The organism is Nannocystis pusilla (assembly GCF_020073745.1).
GTDB lineage: Bacteria > Myxococcota_A > Polyangia > Nannocystales > Nannocystaceae > Nannocystis > Nannocystis radixulma.
The window spans coordinates 608,018-624,442 of sequence record NZ_JAIRAU010000027.1 but is presented as its reverse complement, the minus strand read 5'-3'; the positions used below and the strand labels follow the sequence as shown (position 1 = coordinate 624,442).

General features: G+C 70.1%; 11 protein-coding genes and 1 pseudogene. 8 read left to right on the top strand and 4 right to left on the bottom strand.

Features of this window, described 5'->3' with window-relative positions:
* The first annotated feature begins 226 nt into the window (after positions 1-226).
* A complete protein-coding gene (locus K7C98_RS21350) occupies positions 227-2,143 on the top strand; it encodes a DUF4215 domain-containing protein (RefSeq protein WP_224193557.1) in 1,917 nt (638 codons plus the stop codon).
* 83 nt (positions 2,144-2,226) lie between these two features.
* On the opposite strand, the gene K7C98_RS21345 is transcribed toward K7C98_RS21350, so the two are convergent.
* Positions 2,227-3,279: an STAS domain-containing protein gene (locus tag K7C98_RS21345; RefSeq protein WP_224193556.1), complete on the bottom strand. Its 1,053-nt coding sequence runs from the start codon at positions 3,277-3,279 to the stop codon at positions 2,227-2,229.
* A gap of 5 nt (positions 3,280-3,284) precedes the next feature.
* Positions 3,285-4,496, bottom strand: coding sequence for an FIST signal transduction protein (locus tag K7C98_RS21340; RefSeq protein WP_224193555.1), 1,212 nt, complete (start codon positions 4,494-4,496; stop codon positions 3,285-3,287).
* Between the two features lie 214 nt (positions 4,497-4,710).
* On the opposite strand from K7C98_RS21340, the gene K7C98_RS43810 reads away from it, so the two are divergent.
* The 6 genes from K7C98_RS43810 to K7C98_RS21315 all read left to right on the top strand — a co-directional run bounded on the left by K7C98_RS43810 (position 4,711) and on the right by K7C98_RS21315 (position 11,797).
* Positions 4,711-4,833 carry a hypothetical protein gene (locus tag K7C98_RS43810; RefSeq protein WP_263429633.1) on the top strand — a complete coding sequence of 41 codons (123 nt, stop codon included), beginning with the start codon at positions 4,711-4,713 and terminating at the stop codon, positions 4,831-4,833.
* Between the two features lie 293 nt (positions 4,834-5,126).
* Positions 5,127-6,071, top strand: a complete 945-nt coding sequence (locus K7C98_RS21335; RefSeq protein WP_224193554.1) for an STAS domain-containing protein — start codon at positions 5,127-5,129, stop codon at positions 6,069-6,071.
* Between the two features lie 389 nt (positions 6,072-6,460).
* Positions 6,461-8,590: a glycogen debranching protein GlgX gene (glgX, locus tag K7C98_RS21330; protein WP_224193553.1), complete on the top strand. Its 2,130-nt coding sequence runs from the start codon at positions 6,461-6,463 to the stop codon at positions 8,588-8,590.
* 263 nt (positions 8,591-8,853) lie between these two features.
* Positions 8,854-10,062 (top strand): hypothetical protein, encoded by a 1,209-nt coding sequence (locus K7C98_RS21325; protein ID WP_224193607.1) that lies wholly within the window; start codon positions 8,854-8,856, stop codon positions 10,060-10,062.
* 134 nt (positions 10,063-10,196) lie between these two features.
* Positions 10,197-10,820, top strand: coding sequence for a ferritin-like domain-containing protein (locus K7C98_RS21320; RefSeq protein WP_224193552.1), 624 nt, complete (start codon positions 10,197-10,199; stop codon positions 10,818-10,820).
* Between the two features lie 278 nt (positions 10,821-11,098).
* A complete protein-coding gene (locus K7C98_RS21315; protein ID WP_224193551.1) occupies positions 11,099-11,797 on the top strand; it encodes a metal-dependent hydrolase in 699 nt (232 codons plus the stop codon).
* Between the two features lie 129 nt (positions 11,798-11,926).
* Here K7C98_RS21315 and K7C98_RS21310 read toward each other — a convergent pair whose 3' ends face one another.
* Positions 11,927-13,357, bottom strand: a complete 1,431-nt coding sequence (locus tag K7C98_RS21310; protein WP_224193550.1) for an IS4 family transposase — start codon at positions 13,355-13,357, stop codon at positions 11,927-11,929.
* Between the two features lie 382 nt (positions 13,358-13,739).
* On the opposite strand from K7C98_RS21310, the pseudogene K7C98_RS21305 reads away from it, so the two are divergent.
* Positions 13,740-14,267 (top strand): annotated as a pseudogene (locus K7C98_RS21305) (transposase); the annotation flags it as partial.
* A gap of 320 nt (positions 14,268-14,587) precedes the next feature.
* On the opposite strand, the gene K7C98_RS21300 reads toward K7C98_RS21305, so the two are convergent.
* Positions 14,588-16,264 carry a MutS-related protein gene (locus tag K7C98_RS21300; RefSeq protein WP_224193549.1) on the bottom strand — a complete coding sequence of 559 codons (1,677 nt, stop codon included), beginning with the start codon at positions 16,262-16,264 and terminating at the stop codon, positions 14,588-14,590.
* Between the last annotated feature and the right edge of the window lie 161 nt (positions 16,265-16,425).

Genomic DNA, 16,425 nt, shown 5'->3' with positions numbered 1-16,425 from the left:
GCTGTTGGCCGGCGGCGCGACGGCAAGCTTCGCCGTCGCTCCAGGCCGCACGGCGACTCCGCCCGGACCGACATGACACCCGTGTAACACCGGAGCGCATTGCCTCGCGTGCTCGAGCGCCACGGTGCGAACACTTGCCCGTGCGAGGGTGGGCGCCCTTCGCACCCGGCATCGTGACGGCGGCGCGAGTTGCCGGGCTTCGCTCGACTCTCGTACCCTCGACGTCATGTTCGCTTACGGCTTTGGTTGTCGCTCGCTGGCTGTGTCGCTCGTCGTCTCGCTCGTCGCCTGCGGTCGCACCGACACCGCGCTCGGCACGGACAGCGACCCGGACACCTCGAGCACCCCCGGCACCACCACGGACGGTGGCACCACCGCGCCCGCTCCCACCACCACCTCCACCGCGCCGACCACGACCCTCACCACGATGGGCGGCACCGAGACCGGCACGACCGTCGATCCGACCACCGGCCCGGCCACCGACACCGCCGTCACGATCACCGACGGCACGGCCACCGACACCTCTGCCACGACCACGACCGGCACCACCGCGGACACCACCGGCACCGGCACCGACACCGACAGCACCACCGGCCCCGCGCCGTTCTGCGGCGACGGTCAGGTCGATCCCGGCGAGGAGTGCGACGACGGCGACCTCGTCGACCTCAACGCCTGCTCGAGCGGCTGCGTCATCAACTTCTGCGGCGACGGCGTCGTCCACGAGCTCCTCGGCGAGGAGTGCGACGACGGCAACGACATCGAGGACGACGGCTGTTCGAACGGCTGTCGCGAGCCGCAGTGTGGCGACCAGATCGTGCAGGTGACCGAGGAGTGCGACGACGGCAACCAGGAGGACGGCGACGACTGCACCAACAGCTGCACCGCCGCGGTGTGCGGCGACGGCATCGTCCACGTCGGCGTCGAGCCCTGCGACGACGGCAACGACATCGACACCGACGACTGCCTGGTCGACTGCATCGAGGCGGTGTGCGGCGACGGCATCGTCCACGAGCTGCTCGAGGCGTGCGACGACGGCAACGACATCGACGACGACGCCTGCACCAACGCCTGCGCGCTCGCCACCTGCGGCGACGGCATCCTGCAGATGAACGAGGAGTGCGACGACGGCAACGACATCGCCACCGACGCCTGCACCACCCTGTGCAAGCTGCCGGTGTGCGGCGACGGCTTCGTGTTCGCCGACACCGAGGCGTGCGACGAGGCCGGCAACACCGCCACGTGCGACAGCGACTGCACCGTCCCCGAGTGCGGCGACGCCCACCACAACCCCGCCAACGGCGAGGCTTGCGACGCCGGCGGCGACAGCATGACGTGCGACAGCGACTGCACCCTCGCCTTCTGCGGCGACCACACCGTCAACGCCGCCGCCGGCGAGACCTGCGACGACGGCACCGAGAGCCCGACCTGCGACGACGACTGCACCGCCGTCGTGTGCGGCGACGCGAGCCTCAACGAGAGCGCCGGCGAGATCTGCGACGACGGCGGCCAGACGGCCACCTGCGACAACGACTGCACCTTCGCCGCCTGCGGCGACGGCGTCATCAACAGCGCCGCCGGCGAGAGCTGCGAGGACGGCAACCTCGCCGAGGGCGACGGCTGCAGCTCGCAGTGCAAGGCCCACAAGGTGGTGTTCACCACCAGCCAGGCCTTCGACGGCAACCTCGGCGGCCTCCTCGGCGCCGACGCCAGGTGCCAGGCCGCCGCCGTCGCCGCCGGCCTGCCCGGCACCTACCGCGCCTGGCTCAGCGACGCCACCGGCAGCCCCTCCACGCGCTTCACCAAGTCCACGATCCCCTACGTCCGCCGCGACGGCGTCGTCGTCGCCAACAACTGGACCGACCTCACCAAGGGCACGATCAAGGCCCCGATCAACCTCTCCGAGCTCAAGACGCCGCCCGGCGGCGACGCCAACGTCTGCGGCGGCGTCGCCCAGCTCACCTTCACCAATACCCTCTCCGACGGCGCCATGTTCGGCGACTTCTTCTCGTGCCAAAATTGGTCCAGCAACGCCCCCGGCCTCACCGGCGGCGGCCAGTGGACCAAGGCCGACGGCCTGTGGACGCAATTCGTGTGCGCCCAATCGTGCGACTGGAAGAAGCCGCTGTATTGCTTCCAGCAGTAGGCGTGAACGTTCATGCCGGATTGTGAGCACTTTCGAGTGCTCACAATCCCGTCGCCCCGCCGTCGATAGCCCGCGGCCCTCGCTCAGCGGCTCGCGCGTGTAACCTGCTCCTGCAAGCAATGCCGGAGCCCGGCGCGCAGGTCACGAAATGCTCGCAGGTCGCCGAACCCGCCGCCGAGCCCGACCAGCGTGTCGGCGACCGCGGGACGCACGCCCGTGAGCACGCAGCGGGCGCCCAGCAGCGAGGCGGCCCGCGTCACCCGGAGGACGTGATCGGCGGCCGCGGCGTCGATCACGTCGACGCCGGTGACGTCGAGGATGACGCTCCGCGCGCGCGTGGCGACCAGGCGCGTCAGCAAACCCTCCATCATGCTCTCGGCGCGCTGCGGATCGAGCTCGCCGATGATCGGGAGCACGAGGACGCCGTCCCAGAGCTCGAGCACCGGGGTCGAGAGCCGGCGGATCGTCTCGGCCTGGGCGGTGATGGTCGTCAAGCGCTGCTCGAGCTCCTCACGCTGGCGCGCCAGCGTCTCGTGCATCTGCTGCACGCGCTCGTGCTGCGCCAGCGTCTGCATCAGCAACACGTTGCGCAGCACCGTCTCGAGGTGGCGGGCGACCCACCGAAATTGCTCGACGTCCGCCTCGACGAAGCGCACGCGGAAGCGCGCGGCGCGGGCGTCGAAGCCGGCGAGCGCGAGCAGCTCGAGGTCCGGGCGCGGGCCGATCGTGCACCACAGGAACCGCTCGAGCCGCAGCGCGCCGGCGAGGGCGGCGAGCGGCCCCTCGGGCGCGTTGAGCAGCCCGCCCCGACGCGCCCGCAGCTCGGCGACCAGCCCGGGGCCCGCGATCGCGGCCGGCGGCTCTCCGAGGTGCGACGGCCAGGACAGCGCCTCCACCCCGTCGTCGCCGATCCGCAGCACCGCCGCGGCCTGAAAATCGAGCTCGTCGAGGAGGAGCCCGCACCACCGATCGCAGGTCGATTGCAGGTTGGCCTGCGCGTCGAGGTCGCTCTCCAGCGCGTGAAACGTGCTCCACCACGACAGCGCGCGCTCGTGCTGGCGCCGCAACGCGTTGAGCTCGGCCTCCCGCTGGGCGAGCAGCTGCGATTGCTTGCGCAGGAGATCCTCGTCGGACATCGGGCTCACTCCGCCAGCGCGAGCATCGGGTACGTGAAGTTGTAGTACGTGGCGTGCGGCCCGAACGGCGCCACCTCGCCCCACGCCAGCATGCCGAGCCACTCGGCGTCGGGAGCCAGCGCCTGTTGGACCAGCGCCTGCTCGCGCGCGGCCTCTTGCTTGCCGAGCAGCGGCACCGTCCGCGCGCTGCACTCGAAGCCCATCACCAGCCGGATCACCCGGCCCTGCAGGCGCCTCGCCAGCGCGCGGGCGGCCTGTTCGGCGCCGTCGACGGCCGCGCGGATCGAACGGAGGTGAAAGACGATGCGGGTGCCCTCGGGGACCGGCGCCGCCATGACGAGCCCGCCGCGCTGCGTGTCGAGGGCGAACGGCGAGCGCACGACGTACGGCGTCAGCGCGTCCGACTCGGCGGGCGGCGCCGCGAACTCGACCCCGAGCGCGACCTTGGCGGTCGCCTCGTTGTCGAGCTCGCGCAGCGTCTCACGCCCCTGGAACTCGCTGTAGACCGCGAGCGCGGGGCGACCATCGAGCTCGAGCAGGACGTTGCCGTCGGTGCGCGTGACCGTGGCCGTCGAGGTGGTCGGCTGCGTCCCCGTCGAGGTCGCGATCTCCGCGGTGAACTCGCCGCCGAGCGCGACAGCCACCGCGGCGCCGCTGCGCACGCGGTCCCCCATGTACTGGTACGTCTGGGCGAAGACACCCCACGGCTGACCGGCGCCGCCGCCGACGGCAGGGCAGCCGAGCTCCGCCTGCACCGCGCGCGTGAACGACTCGAAGTCGGCCCCGCACAGCGGATCGCCGTGCACGATCACGACCCGCGGCGTCGCCCCCCGCAGCCCGTCGCGGAGCTCTCGCCCCACCGCGTGCCCCCTGGCGATCGTGTCCCGCGCGAAATCTTCGGCCATCGCCGCCGCCGCCCGCAGCGCGGGGCCGCCGAGACCGACGATCCCGGCCGCGTAGTTGCCCTCGTGAAACGACCCGCGCCCCGTCAAGCCGGAGGTCGAGCAGCCGACGATCGGCGTCGAACCCAGCCCCTCGCGCACGGCCCCGAGCAACGCCTCCTGATCGTGGTCGACCGTCGCGTACACCAGCGTGATCGCCGGAGGCTCCGCGCCGAACGCTGCGCGTATCTCCTGCGCCAGCGTCCCTCCCGCCGCGCGTGCGAGCTTGTCGCGCGAGACCACGGCACGCGCGAGGAGCCGAGATTCGGGCTTCATGAAGGGAACCATAGAGGGTCCCGTCGAGCCGGTGCAAGTCTCCGAACCGTGAACATCGCGCGCGGACGCGAGTGTGGTGCGAGCCATCGGGACTCGCCCGGTGCAACCTCGTCGACGCCAACGCCCGGCCGCTCCACCTCGCGCACGCGCCGGGGCACCGTCATGACATTCACGGCAGCGCGCCAACTGGTTCTTCTCGCAGCTCGACAGCGGGGTGCCCCGGCTGTTCCTCCACAAGGAGCACGCCGAGCTGATGCGCGCCCTGGACGACCTCTCGTCCGGCTTCGAGAGCCCCGAGGCCGTCGACGCGATCGTCGGCTCTCCCTTCCCGGATTGAGACGCACACAGCTCTCCGAGACATGTCCCGAGAGACATGATACATGCGAGCCGGACGCGCCGGCCGGCGCAGGCGGACGGCCGCACGACAGCGCCGATGCGCGGCCCGGGGCGGACGCGCACGCGCCAGGACGCAGCGCGAGCGCGCCATTGTGTGATGGCGGGCCGCGCGCAGCGCGTCGATCGCGGACAAGCGAGCGGCGACGAAGCCGCCGATCGCGTCGCTCGCCCTGGGGCGCGCCGTCGTGGCATCCTCGCCGCCAGCGCCTGCTCGTCGGGCTGCAGGAGACATCGATGAATTCGGACCATGAGCTCACCCAGCTGCGTCAGCGCGTGACGGAGCTCGAGCGCAGCGAGGCTCGTTACCGCAACATCTTCGAGAGCTCCCCGATCTCGCTCTGGGAGGAAGACTGGTCCGCGGTCAAGCAGCACGTCGACCGGATCCTCGCCACCGGCGTCGATCTCGACGCGCACCTCCGACACCACGCCGACGACGTCATCGCCTGCGTGGGGTTGGTGCGGATCCTCGACGTCAACCGGGCCACGCTCGAGCTCTGCCAGGCCCTGAACAAGGATCAGCTGCTCGGGGCGCTGTCCGTCGTGTTCAACGAGAGCACGCTCGACACGTTCCGTCGCGAGGTCGTCGCCCTCGGCAACGGGGCGATGTCGTACGAGGAAGAGACGACGATCTGCACGCTCGGCGGCGAAGACAGGAACATCATGTTCCGCGTCGTCGTCAGCGCGGACTCCGAGCAGACGTGGGAGCGGTGCTTCGTGTCGCTCGTCGACATCACCGACCGCAAGCGGGCGGAGGAGGCGCTGCGCCTGAGCAAGGAGGAGACGATCCAGGCGCAGCGAGAGATGCTGGCGAGGTTGTCCGCGCCGGTGATCCCGATCAGCGACGACGTCATCGTCATGCCGTTCATCGGCCGGCTCGACCGGGTGCGCATGCAGCAGGCGCTGGGCGTGCTCCTCGACGAGGTGACGCGGCTGCGAGTCACCACCGCCATCCTCGACATCACGGGCGTCCCCGAGATCGACGCCGAGGGCACCCAGGGGCTCATCCAGGCCGCGCAGGCGGTGAAGCTGCTCGGCGCGCAGGTGGTGCTGACGGGGATCCGGCCGGGCATCGCGCAGGGCCTGGTCGCGCTCGGCTCCAACCTCGACGAGCTCGTCACGCGCGGGACCCTGCAGACGGGGATCGCGTTCGCCATGCAAGACGGTGGCGCCCGACGGTGACCGGCGCTCGCGCCGTGGTTCGTCGCCGTTCGCACTGAGCATCACGGCACGAACGACGAACGGGTGGCCGAGGAGCCACCCGCGAGGGTCGTGGCGAGCGGGAGACCCGGGCCGGCGGTTCGCGCGTCTCACGCCGATCAGCTCGGTCGCCGCCGGCGCCGGGCTCGTTGCGCGGATACGTCGGCAATTCTCTGCCTGTCCGACGTCGTTTGCTCGCCTCGGTTTTCCGACCACGCCTCTCCTCGTCGCACCGGCAGCGGCGCGCGAGGGACACGGAGACGGACCGTCATGACGACGCGGAGCACCGACGGCGACCATGCGCGTGAGTACGGCGCACGCGTCGAGGACCGACGCCGCGCGGCCGGGTGACGCCGACATCGAGGTTCGCCGTGCGCATCAAGCCTGGCAATGCATATCCCCTCGGAGCGACCTGGGACGGTCGGATCGGGACCAACTTCGCCCTCTACAGCGAGCACGCCTCGCGGGTCGAGCTCGTGCTCATCGACGCCGACGGCGGCGAGCAGCGGGTGCCGCTGCGCGAGCGGACCGCCTTCGTGTGGCACGCCTTCGTCGAGGGCGTCGGCCCCGGCCAGCGCTACGGCTACCACGTCGACGGCCCCTGGGCGCCCGAGGAGGGCCTGCGGTTCAACCCGCGCAACCTCTTGACCGATCCGTACGCCCGGGCGTTCAGCGGCGTGACGCGCTGGGAGGACGGCGCCTTCTCCCACGACATCGCCAGCGACAGCCCGGACCGCGACCTGATCGCCAACCCGCGCGAGAGCTGGGGCGTCCCGCTCGGCGTCGTCATCGATCCGCGCTTCGACTGGCAGGACGATCGCGCCCCCCGGATCCCGCTGCACAAGACGATCCTCTACGAGACGCACGTCAAGGGCCTGACGATGCGGCACCCGGACGTCCCGCTCGAGCTGCGCGGCACCTACCTCGGCGTGGCCAGCCCGCCGATCGTGCGCCACCTGACCGAGCTCGGCGTCACTGCGGTCGAGCTGCTCCCGGTGCATCAATTCGTCGACGACAAGTTCCTGCTCGACCGCGGCCTGCGCAACTACTGGGGGTACAACACGATCGGCTTCTTCGCGCCGGACGTGCGCTACCGCAGCGGCGAGCGCGTCGCCGCCGAGGTGCAGCAGTTCAAGGAGATGGTCCGCGCGCTGCACCGGGCCGGCATCGAGGTGATCCTCGACGTCGTCTACAACCACACCGCCGAGGGCAACCACCTCGGGCCGACGTTCAGCTTCCGCGGCATCGACAACCCGACCTACTACCGGCTCGTGCCGGGCGACCCGCGCTACTACTTCGACTACACCGGCACGGGCAACAGCCTCAACGTGCGCCACCCGCAGACGCTGCAGCTCATCATGGACTCGCTGCGCTACTGGATCCTCGAGATGCACGTCGACGGGTTCCGCTTCGACCTCGCGGCCACGCTCGCGCGCGGGCTGTACGAGGTCGACCAGCTGTCGTCGTTCTTCACGATCATCCATCAGGACCCGGTGATAAGTCAGGTCAAGCTGATCGCCGAGCCGTGGGACCTCGGCGAGGGCGGGTACCAGGTCGGCAACTTTCCCGTGCGCTGGGCCGAGTGGAACGGCAAGTACCGCGACACCATGCGGTCGTTCTGGCGCGGCGACGGCGGCGTCGCGGGCGACCTCGGCTACCGTCTGTCGGGCAGCAGCGACCTCTACCAGAACGACGGGCGCCGGCCGTACATGAGCGTCAACTTCGTCACCGCGCACGACGGCTTCACCCTCGCCGACCTGGTCGCGTACGATCGCAAGCACAACGAGGCCAACGGCGAGGACGACCGCGACGGCTGCGACAACAACCTGTCGTGGAATTGCGGCGCCGAGGGCCCGACCGACGACCTCGAGGTGCTCGCGCTGCGGCGGCGACAGCAGCGGAATTTCCTGGCGACGCTGCTCTTGTCGCAGGGCACGCCGATGATCGCCGGCGGCGACGAGATCGGGCGCACCCAGGGCGGCAACAACAACGCCTACTGCCAGGACAACGCCATCAGCTGGTACGACTGGGAGCTCGACGACGAGCGGCGGGCGCTGCTGCGGTTCGTGCGGCGGACGATCCGGATCTACCGCGACCACCCCGCGCTGCAGCGCTCCAAGTTCTTCAAGGGCCGCAAGATCCGCGGCGGCGACGTCCGGGACATCATGTGGCTCCGCCCCGACGGCGAGCAGCTGTCCGACGACGACTGGCAGGATCCCACCACCCAGAGCCTCGGCATGTTCCTCGCCGGCCACGGCGTCGACGACGTCGACGACGAGGGCGAGCCGATCCGCGACGACGACCTCCTCCTGCTCCTCAACGGCGGCCGAGAGCCCGTCGAATTCGTGCTGCCACCGCTCCACCGCGCCTGGGAGCGCCTCCTCGACACCGCCGACGACGAGGCGCAGGGCCTGGTCGCCGGCGGTGCCCGGGCCGACCTGCCGCCGAAGACGCTCGCGCTGTTCCGCGGCGTCGATCCCTACATGCCCCATGAGACATGAACCTTCGACGCCAGGGCAATTCCCAGGGCGCCGGCGCCGTCTGTCCTTGTCGGGCCCCGAGATCACGAATTGGCCCGCGTCGGTGCAGCGCGTCCGCGAGGACACGGAAGGAGGGAGATTGCGGGGCGTTCGCCGCGCCGCTGCGCCGTTGATCGTGGGCGAGCCGCTCCCGGGCACCTGCGCGACCGAATTTGGATTTGCGCTTGCTCTGGTCCTGAACAGGGCCAGAGAGCCGCAACAATCTACCCGTCCAGGAGTTGGAAGTGAGCCTCGACATCTTCAAGGAGCGCGGCACGCCGCTCGAGCGGCAAATGTTCACGTGGAAGGACATCGTCGGCGAGCCGTACAGCAAGCTCGACGACGACGCGTTCACGCGGGTGCGTCAGATCTTGATGCACGGCGTGGAGCAGGAGGCGTGCCGCTTCAAGCACTTCGCGGCGCGCTTCAATCCGGAGCTGCGCCTGCCGCTCGCCCGGATCCGGCGGGTCGAGCACCACCAGGCGACGATGATCAACTGGCTGATGCCGGGCGACCAGTCGACGCTCGAGACGACGATCGGCTTCGAGCAGGTGGCGATCGAGGTCACGGCGCACGTCGCCGCCGTCGAGCCCGATCCGTACATGGCGCGGGTGTACCGCTTCGGGCTGCTCGAAGACTTCGACCACCTGTACCGCTACGCGGCGCTGATGGACCGCCTGTGCGGCAAGGACGCCAACAACATCCTGCAGAGCTACACCGACGTCATGCCCGGGCGTCCGACCTCCGTCGAGCACCGCGCGCCCGAGGACGACCTGCGCCAGCACTACGAGAAGACCAGGGCCGCGCCGCTGACGAAGATCCACGCGGCGCTGATCACCGGCTCGGAGTGGCAGACGCGCGACTACTACCTGACCGTCGGCCCGACCTTCGCCGACCCGATCGCGCGCCAGCTCTACGCCGAGATCGCCTCCATCGAGGAGCAGCACGTCACGCAGTACGAGGCGCTGAGCGACCCGAGCGAGACCTGGCTCGAGAAATGGCTCGTGCAGGAGGCGACCGAGGTGTACGCGTACTGGAGCTGTTATTCGCAGGAGTCGAACCCGCGGATCAAGCAGATCTGGGAGCGCTTCCTGAGCTACGAGCTCGAGCACCTGCGGCTCGTCCGCGAGCTGATGCAGACGCTCGAGGGCCGCGACCCGGCGGAGCTGCTGCCGGCCGAGTTCCCGGATCCGCTCAGCTTCACCAGCCACCGGGAGTTCGTGCGCGAGACCCTGGCGGCGGAGGTCGATCTGCGGGCGCGCGGGTACGACATCGTGCCGCTGAGCCAGGACAGCCCGGCGTCGATCGCCTACCGCGCCCAGCTCAACGCCAAGGGCTCGCCCTCGGAGGTCGTGGCCGCCGGCTATCAATGGAACCCCGGGACCGAGCTCACCGACCCTCGCGTGCGCGAGGCTGCATTCGCATCGCTGGCCCGGGAGGAGGCTGCACAATGAACAAGAACGATCGCCCCACCGACACCGGCATCAACCGCACCGGCATCGCTCTGTCTCCCCTGGACGGGCCGCTCACTGCGGACGGAGCCCGATCCGCCCCGCCCAGCTCGGCCGGTTCGTGGCAGGACGCGGCCATGGTCCGCCTCCAGTACGCCACCGAGGCCGGCGAGTTCGGCCACATGCCGCCGCCCCTGACGCTCCGCGGCATGGCGAAGACCGCCAAGGAGCTGCTCAAGGGCACCAAGGCCAACGTGCTGCTCGACAAGCTCGGCGAGCGGCTCGCCTTCGAGCGCACGGGGGTGCGCCTGTACGACAGCCTGATCGTCAAGTTCGAGGCCACGGGTTCGTGGGAGGGCGGCCCGTCGCTGGAGGAGCTCGTGGCGTTCCGCAGCGACGAGGCGCGCCACTTCGACGTGATGGTCCAGGCCCTCGTGGCGCTCGGCGCCGACCCGACGGCGATGACGCCCTCCGCCGACATCATTGCCGTCGAGAGCCTCGGCGTGCTGCAGGTGATCTCCGATCCTCGCACCGGCCTCGCGCACGCCCTGCACGCGCAGCAGATCGCCGAGCTCGCCGACGTCGCCGGCTGGGACCTGCTCGCCTCGCTCGCCGAGACCCTCGGTCACTCCGAGCTGGCCGCCGAGTGCCGCCGGGCGCTCGCGCAGGAGAACTTGCACGCGGCCTCGGTCAGCCGCTGGCTCAAGGCCCACGCCGAGGTCGCGGCCCGCGGCGAGCTCGAGCACGCTGTCGCGAGCTGATCACATCGGCTGACGCATCGCCGGACCGGCCCCGCCCACCGCTCGACCTGTCATCGATGCGGTGAGACGGGGGGCCCAGGTCACGCTCCCTCCGAGCCAGACGATCGATCGCGTTTCGCCGGCGCAGGGAGAGTCGAAGGCGCGCTCTGGCGCGCCTCACCGGCGCGCGTGTGCCCCTGCGACGCCCACGCGCTCGGCCACGACCTCCGCGCCGTCAGGAGCGGCGCCAATTTTTTTGAACGCGGGAGCCGGCCCGGCCTAAGCTCGCGGCCCGGTCCATGGCCAACTTTCGCGTCCACGTCCTCGGTGCGGCGATACCCTCGGCGCTCGCCGCGGGCCTGGCGATGGCAGGCGGCCTGGTGACGCCGGCGGTCGGCGGCGTCTGCTTCGGCCTCGGCGTGCTCGGGGGAATGCTCCCCGACATCGACGCCGACAACTCCGTGCCGACCCGGATCATCTTCGGCACCCTCGCCGTGGCCGCGGCCGCAGCCGTCGCTCTGGCGCTCCGCGAGCACACCGCGCCGTGGCTGGTGGCGCTCGCGGCCCTCGCGGCGTTCGCGGTGATCCGCGTCGGCCTCCGTGGCTTCACCGCCTGGCTGTGCGTCCATCGCGGCCTCGTACACTCGCTCCCCTTCGCCGCGCTGGTCGGGGCCGTCGCGGTGCACCTCGCCTGGCGTTCGTTCCACCTCGCGCCGACCCCCGCCTGGCTCGCGGGCGTGTTCCTCACGGGCGGCTTTCTCATCCACCTCGTGCTCGACGAGCTGTTCAGCGTCGACCTCGTCGGCGCACGAATGAAGCGCCCCTTCGGCACCGCGCTCAAGCTCGGCAGCCGGCGCCAGTGGCTCGGGACTGCCCTCCTCTACGCCGGCGTGATCGGTTTGCTGACAGTGGCTCCGCCCGCCGATCGATTCGTCCGCGACGTGACTTCCAGTCGCACGCGGGCCGCGATCGCGGCCACCTTCGCCGGGCTCCGCTGACGGCCACCGGCAGATTCGCCGCTAGGAGCCTGTCCAGGAAATCGCGTGGCCGAAGGCGCGGGGCCGTGGAGATCTGGGTGACGGCGGGCACGGAGCGGCGGAGCGGGTCCCTCGCGACGGCGCTCGTCGTTAGCCATATCTTGCGCTCGAGCGCCGGACAGCGCGTGCGCCGAGGACAGCCGTCTGGAGGACGATGAGGCCACGACAGAGCACGATCGTTCCGGGTGGTCCGCGCTTGGGCCCCGGCCTGTAGCCGCCGAGCTCCGCGACCCATCCCGTCACGACGTGGAGCGGTGGGATCTCGGAGGGACGGTACGGGGGTTTTTTGCGGACCATGTGCTGCTGACGCAGCCGTATGAGCACCTCGATCTCCTCTCTGCTGTAGGCCACGGTGGCGGGGGCATCGGGTTGGGTGCGCGATAGGAATTTGATGCGCTCGATGCGGGCCGCGACCGACGAGGCGATGATCAGCAGGCGCGAGAAGGCCTCGAACGACTCGAGCTCGGACGCTTCGATGTCGCAGGCGCCGGTCTTCAAGGTGCGATGGAACTCCTCGCAGCGCCAGCGCATCGTGTAGTTGTGGATCACCAACTCGGCGTCCCGCGAGCTCTGCACGGGATACGTCGTGAGCAGCAGCCACTCGATGGGTGACACATCCTTTGGCGGCCGGGGCTCCGTCACCGCGACGATCGACATGCAGAGGGATACCTTGCGCTTCGCATCCGCCGTGTAGCGGACGGTCGTGGTCCCGAAGCGCACGCTCAGCGTTGCAGTCCGGCCGGACCGCTCCGCTCGATCCGGAATCTCGATCTGGTAGCGATAGGCGACCGGTAGCGCCTCGATCCAGGCGTGCAGGTAGTTCTCTTGCCCGCCGTTGACGACCACGCGCTCGTGACAGATCCGCGCGGTCAGAAGCGCGTCGTGCTCGTGGGCCCAGGCGAACACGCGCCAGAAGTCCGCCCCTTGATCGGCCTGGTACCAGGCAAGCACGTTGGGCGCATGCTGCCGGAGTTGCTCGTGGCACCCGTCCAGCGCTCGCACCCACGCGAACGACTCCCGCTGCTCGGCCGGGCGCTTGTCCTTGCGCCTGCCGCTGCGGCCTCGTCGGCGCGGTGGCGTGGGTATTTCGCTGCGGAGCCAGCGATCTTGATGCAGTACCCCGAGCACGACTCCCTCGCTGTCCAGCGCGAGCCCCGTCATCAGATGGACACCTCGAGCCCTGCTTGTGCGGGTCCCAACCGAGCCGAAGCTGGTGGACTTTCTCTGCTCGTCGAGCTTGATGCTGGTCTGATCGACGGGGACGATCGCCATCGGCATCTCGGCCAGTCGCCGGGCACACGCCTCACCACGCGCCCGTTCCAGCTCGTCGATCGAGATGTCGGGGCTCTCGACGAACCTGTACGCAGCCTCCAGCTCACACCCGACTTCGAACACTCGGGTCAGCTTCCCGCCTGGCCTCTCTGCCAGGCGCTGCGTGATCAGCTTCAAGCGCTCGTTACGTCGCCTATCGCCGAGGTCTGCCGCTCCGAACTCTTCTTGAGCCCATGCTGCGTCCTGCATGCTGCAACTGTGAGTGACCCTCCGCGAGGCGCCCTGGATCCACGACGAAAATTGTGATCAACACCGAGGCGACGGCGGGGCCCTCCCAGGCAACGTGCTCGGCGCCCTTGGGCTTCGATGATGAGCTGTCGTTGAGGACAGGTTCGTTCGTGCTTCGCGGACGATGGCGCCTGCGCGCGGTTGCCTGCGGCCCCTCCCGCCTGCGTCCCACTCCGCCGCTCCGTGCCCGCCTGCGGAGAGCGTCGCCGGCCCCGCTTGTCGCCGTGCGGGTTCATTCGCCCAGGCCATGCGCCCGGATGTCTCGAAGGACATGAGAATCCTCGCGACGAATCAACGATGTTCACAGCTCGATTTCGCGCGAAGGTATTTCATGAAGGACGGCATGAGCAAGACATTCCGCCCGTGGGAGATCGACCAACTCCAGCTCCTGCCGCCGTCCGTGCACGAGCTCGTGCCGGAGGGCCACGTCGCCCACTTCGTGCGGGATCTGGTGCGGGAGTCGCTCGACCTGTCGGAGATCTTCGGCGCGTACACGGAGGAGCGCGGGCAGCCTCCGTTTCACCCTGCGATGATGACTGCGCTGCTCCTGTACGCCTATTCGCAGGGCGTGTTCTCGTCGCGGAAGATCGCGCAGGCGTGTGAGCAGCGAGTTGACTTCATGGCCGTAACTGCGTGTCAGCGGCCGGATCATCGCACGGTTAATGACTTCCGCCGGCGGCATCTCCCGGCGCTCGGCGGTCTCTTCGGCCAGGTTCTCCGGCTGTGCCAGAAAGCCGGACTGGTGAAGCTCGGACACGTCGCGCTCGACGGGACGAAGATCAAGGCGAACGCCTCGAAGCACAAGGCGATGAGCTACGCGCGGATGAAAGAGGTCGAGCCGCAGCTCGCGGCCGAGGTCGCGCGGTGGGTCGCGCCGCACTCGCCGCCGCTCGGTGAGCCTCCCGCACGACGACAAGCGGGGCCGGCGACGCTCTCCGCAGGCGGGCACGGAGCGGCGGAGTGGGACGCAGGCGGGAGGGACCGCAGGCAACCGCGCGCAGGCGCCATCGTCCGCGAAGCACGAATGAACCTGTTCTCAACGACAGCTCACCATCGAAGCCCACGGGCGCCGAGCACGTTGCCTGGGAGGGCCCCGCCGTCGCGAGGGACCCGCTCCGCCGCTCCGTGCCCGCCGTCACCCAGATCTCCACGGCCCCGCGCCTTCTGGCGCGCGTTTTCTCAGGCAGGCTCCTAGCCGGCGGATTGCGCATGTGCACCGGCACGGGTGGCGTGGGCTTCGACCAGCTGCGTCGCTCGCTGCACGATATCCTCGGGGAAGCCGGTGCGGGCCAGCAGGGCGATGGCGTTGGGGCGCTCGATGCGGCCGGGGCGCAGGCGGTAGTCGAAGTCGAGCTCGCCGTCCTCCGTGGCGACCTCGCAGAAGTGGGCCTCGGTGAAGGCGCCCTCCATCTGCTCGCCGATCTCGAGATCGTGGGTCGCGGCGAGCACGAGGTGACGGCTTGCGAAGTGCTGCAACACCGCCACCGCGGCGGCCGTGCGCTCGAGCGGATTGGTACCGCGGAAGATCTCGTCGAGTACGACGAGGCAGGGACCGGCCTCGGCGCCGCGCACGATCCGGAGGATCGCGTCGAGCTCGGCGCGGTAGTAGCTGCGGCCTGTGAGGAGATCGTCGGCGATGCCGATGCACGAGGCGACCCGGACGGGCGCGCCGCGATAGGAGGTCGCGTAGACGACACAGACGCTCTGGGCGAGCACCGCGTTGACGGCCACGGTGCGGAGGAACGTGGTCTTGCCCGACATGTTCGAGCCGGAGACGAGCAGGCACGTGCTCGGCAGCAGCAGGTCGTTGCCCACGGCTCGGGCCAGCAGAGGATTGCGCAGGTCCTCCGCGCGGATCCGGGGCGGCGCGCTCGCGCCGTCGGACGCATCGATCCGGGGAATGCACGTGGCCGGGTCTTCCCGCAGGCTCGCGGCCGACTGGGCCGCGTCGAGGTCGCCAACCACGTCGAGGATGCGCCGCAACGGCGGCTGCAAGCGGCGCAGCGACCGGGCGGCGCCGTAGAAGCGGATGACCTCCAGCAGCAGCACGGTCTTGAGGTACTCGGACAGATCGAACGGATCGTTGAAGTGAAGCATCGTGGTGCGACGCACCAGCGAGCGGGTCCCGGGGAGCATCGCCTCGATCTCGTGCAGCGCGGGCCGCAGTGACTCCGTGCGCGCGACCGAAGGGAGCTGGACCAGGCGCTGCGCGACCATGACGAGGCGACCCACGTCTTCGAGGGCCAGCATCATCGGCGCGATGGTGTACGACGCCCGGTTGTGAATGACGATGTTGGCGGCGAAGATCGCCGCCCCCACACCGAGCAAGAGCAATGAAGGCAGGAGGATGCCCGCGGCGATGGAGCCCACCAGCGCGACGGGGAGCAGCCGCAAGACGGGCAGCGGCACCTCGGGCTCCTCGATGCTGCCCCACAGGACGCGCGGCAGGTGCTTGCCTCGACCCTCGCCGAATTCGAGCAGGAGCGCCTGGATCTCCGCGCGAAGCGCCGGGTCCCGGCCCATCGCCTCGATCATTGCATTGCGTCGACGGAGGGCGTCGACATCGAGCAGCGGGCGGCGGATCCATCGATACAGGGCCTGCGAGCCCGCGGCCGTGATGGTGCGATCGAGCTTCGAGACGACCTGGTCGAGCAGCAGGTCGCGCCAGGTCTGGTCGTCGAGCCGCTCGTGCTCGCCGGCGTCCATGGACTCGCGCAGCGGGCGAGCAGGATCGACGCCCTCGCGCTCGAAGGGCCGGCCCCAGCCGTGACGCAGCTGCTCTCGTCGCAGCCGGTCGCCGGCTCGGCGGGTCACGAAGCGATGCACGAGCCACCCTGCGAGCAGCGCACCGACGATCCAGAGGCCCATGAGCTCCATCGTCCCCGAAGTGTAGGACGGCCAGCGACGCGTCTGACAGACACTCGTGAAGAATCGACGATCACCACGCTCCCCCACCCTCCGCCGGGACGACAGCCGATGACGGAGTGGTTCGTCGACTCGATTCAGCGGCGCGCCCACACCATTCACGT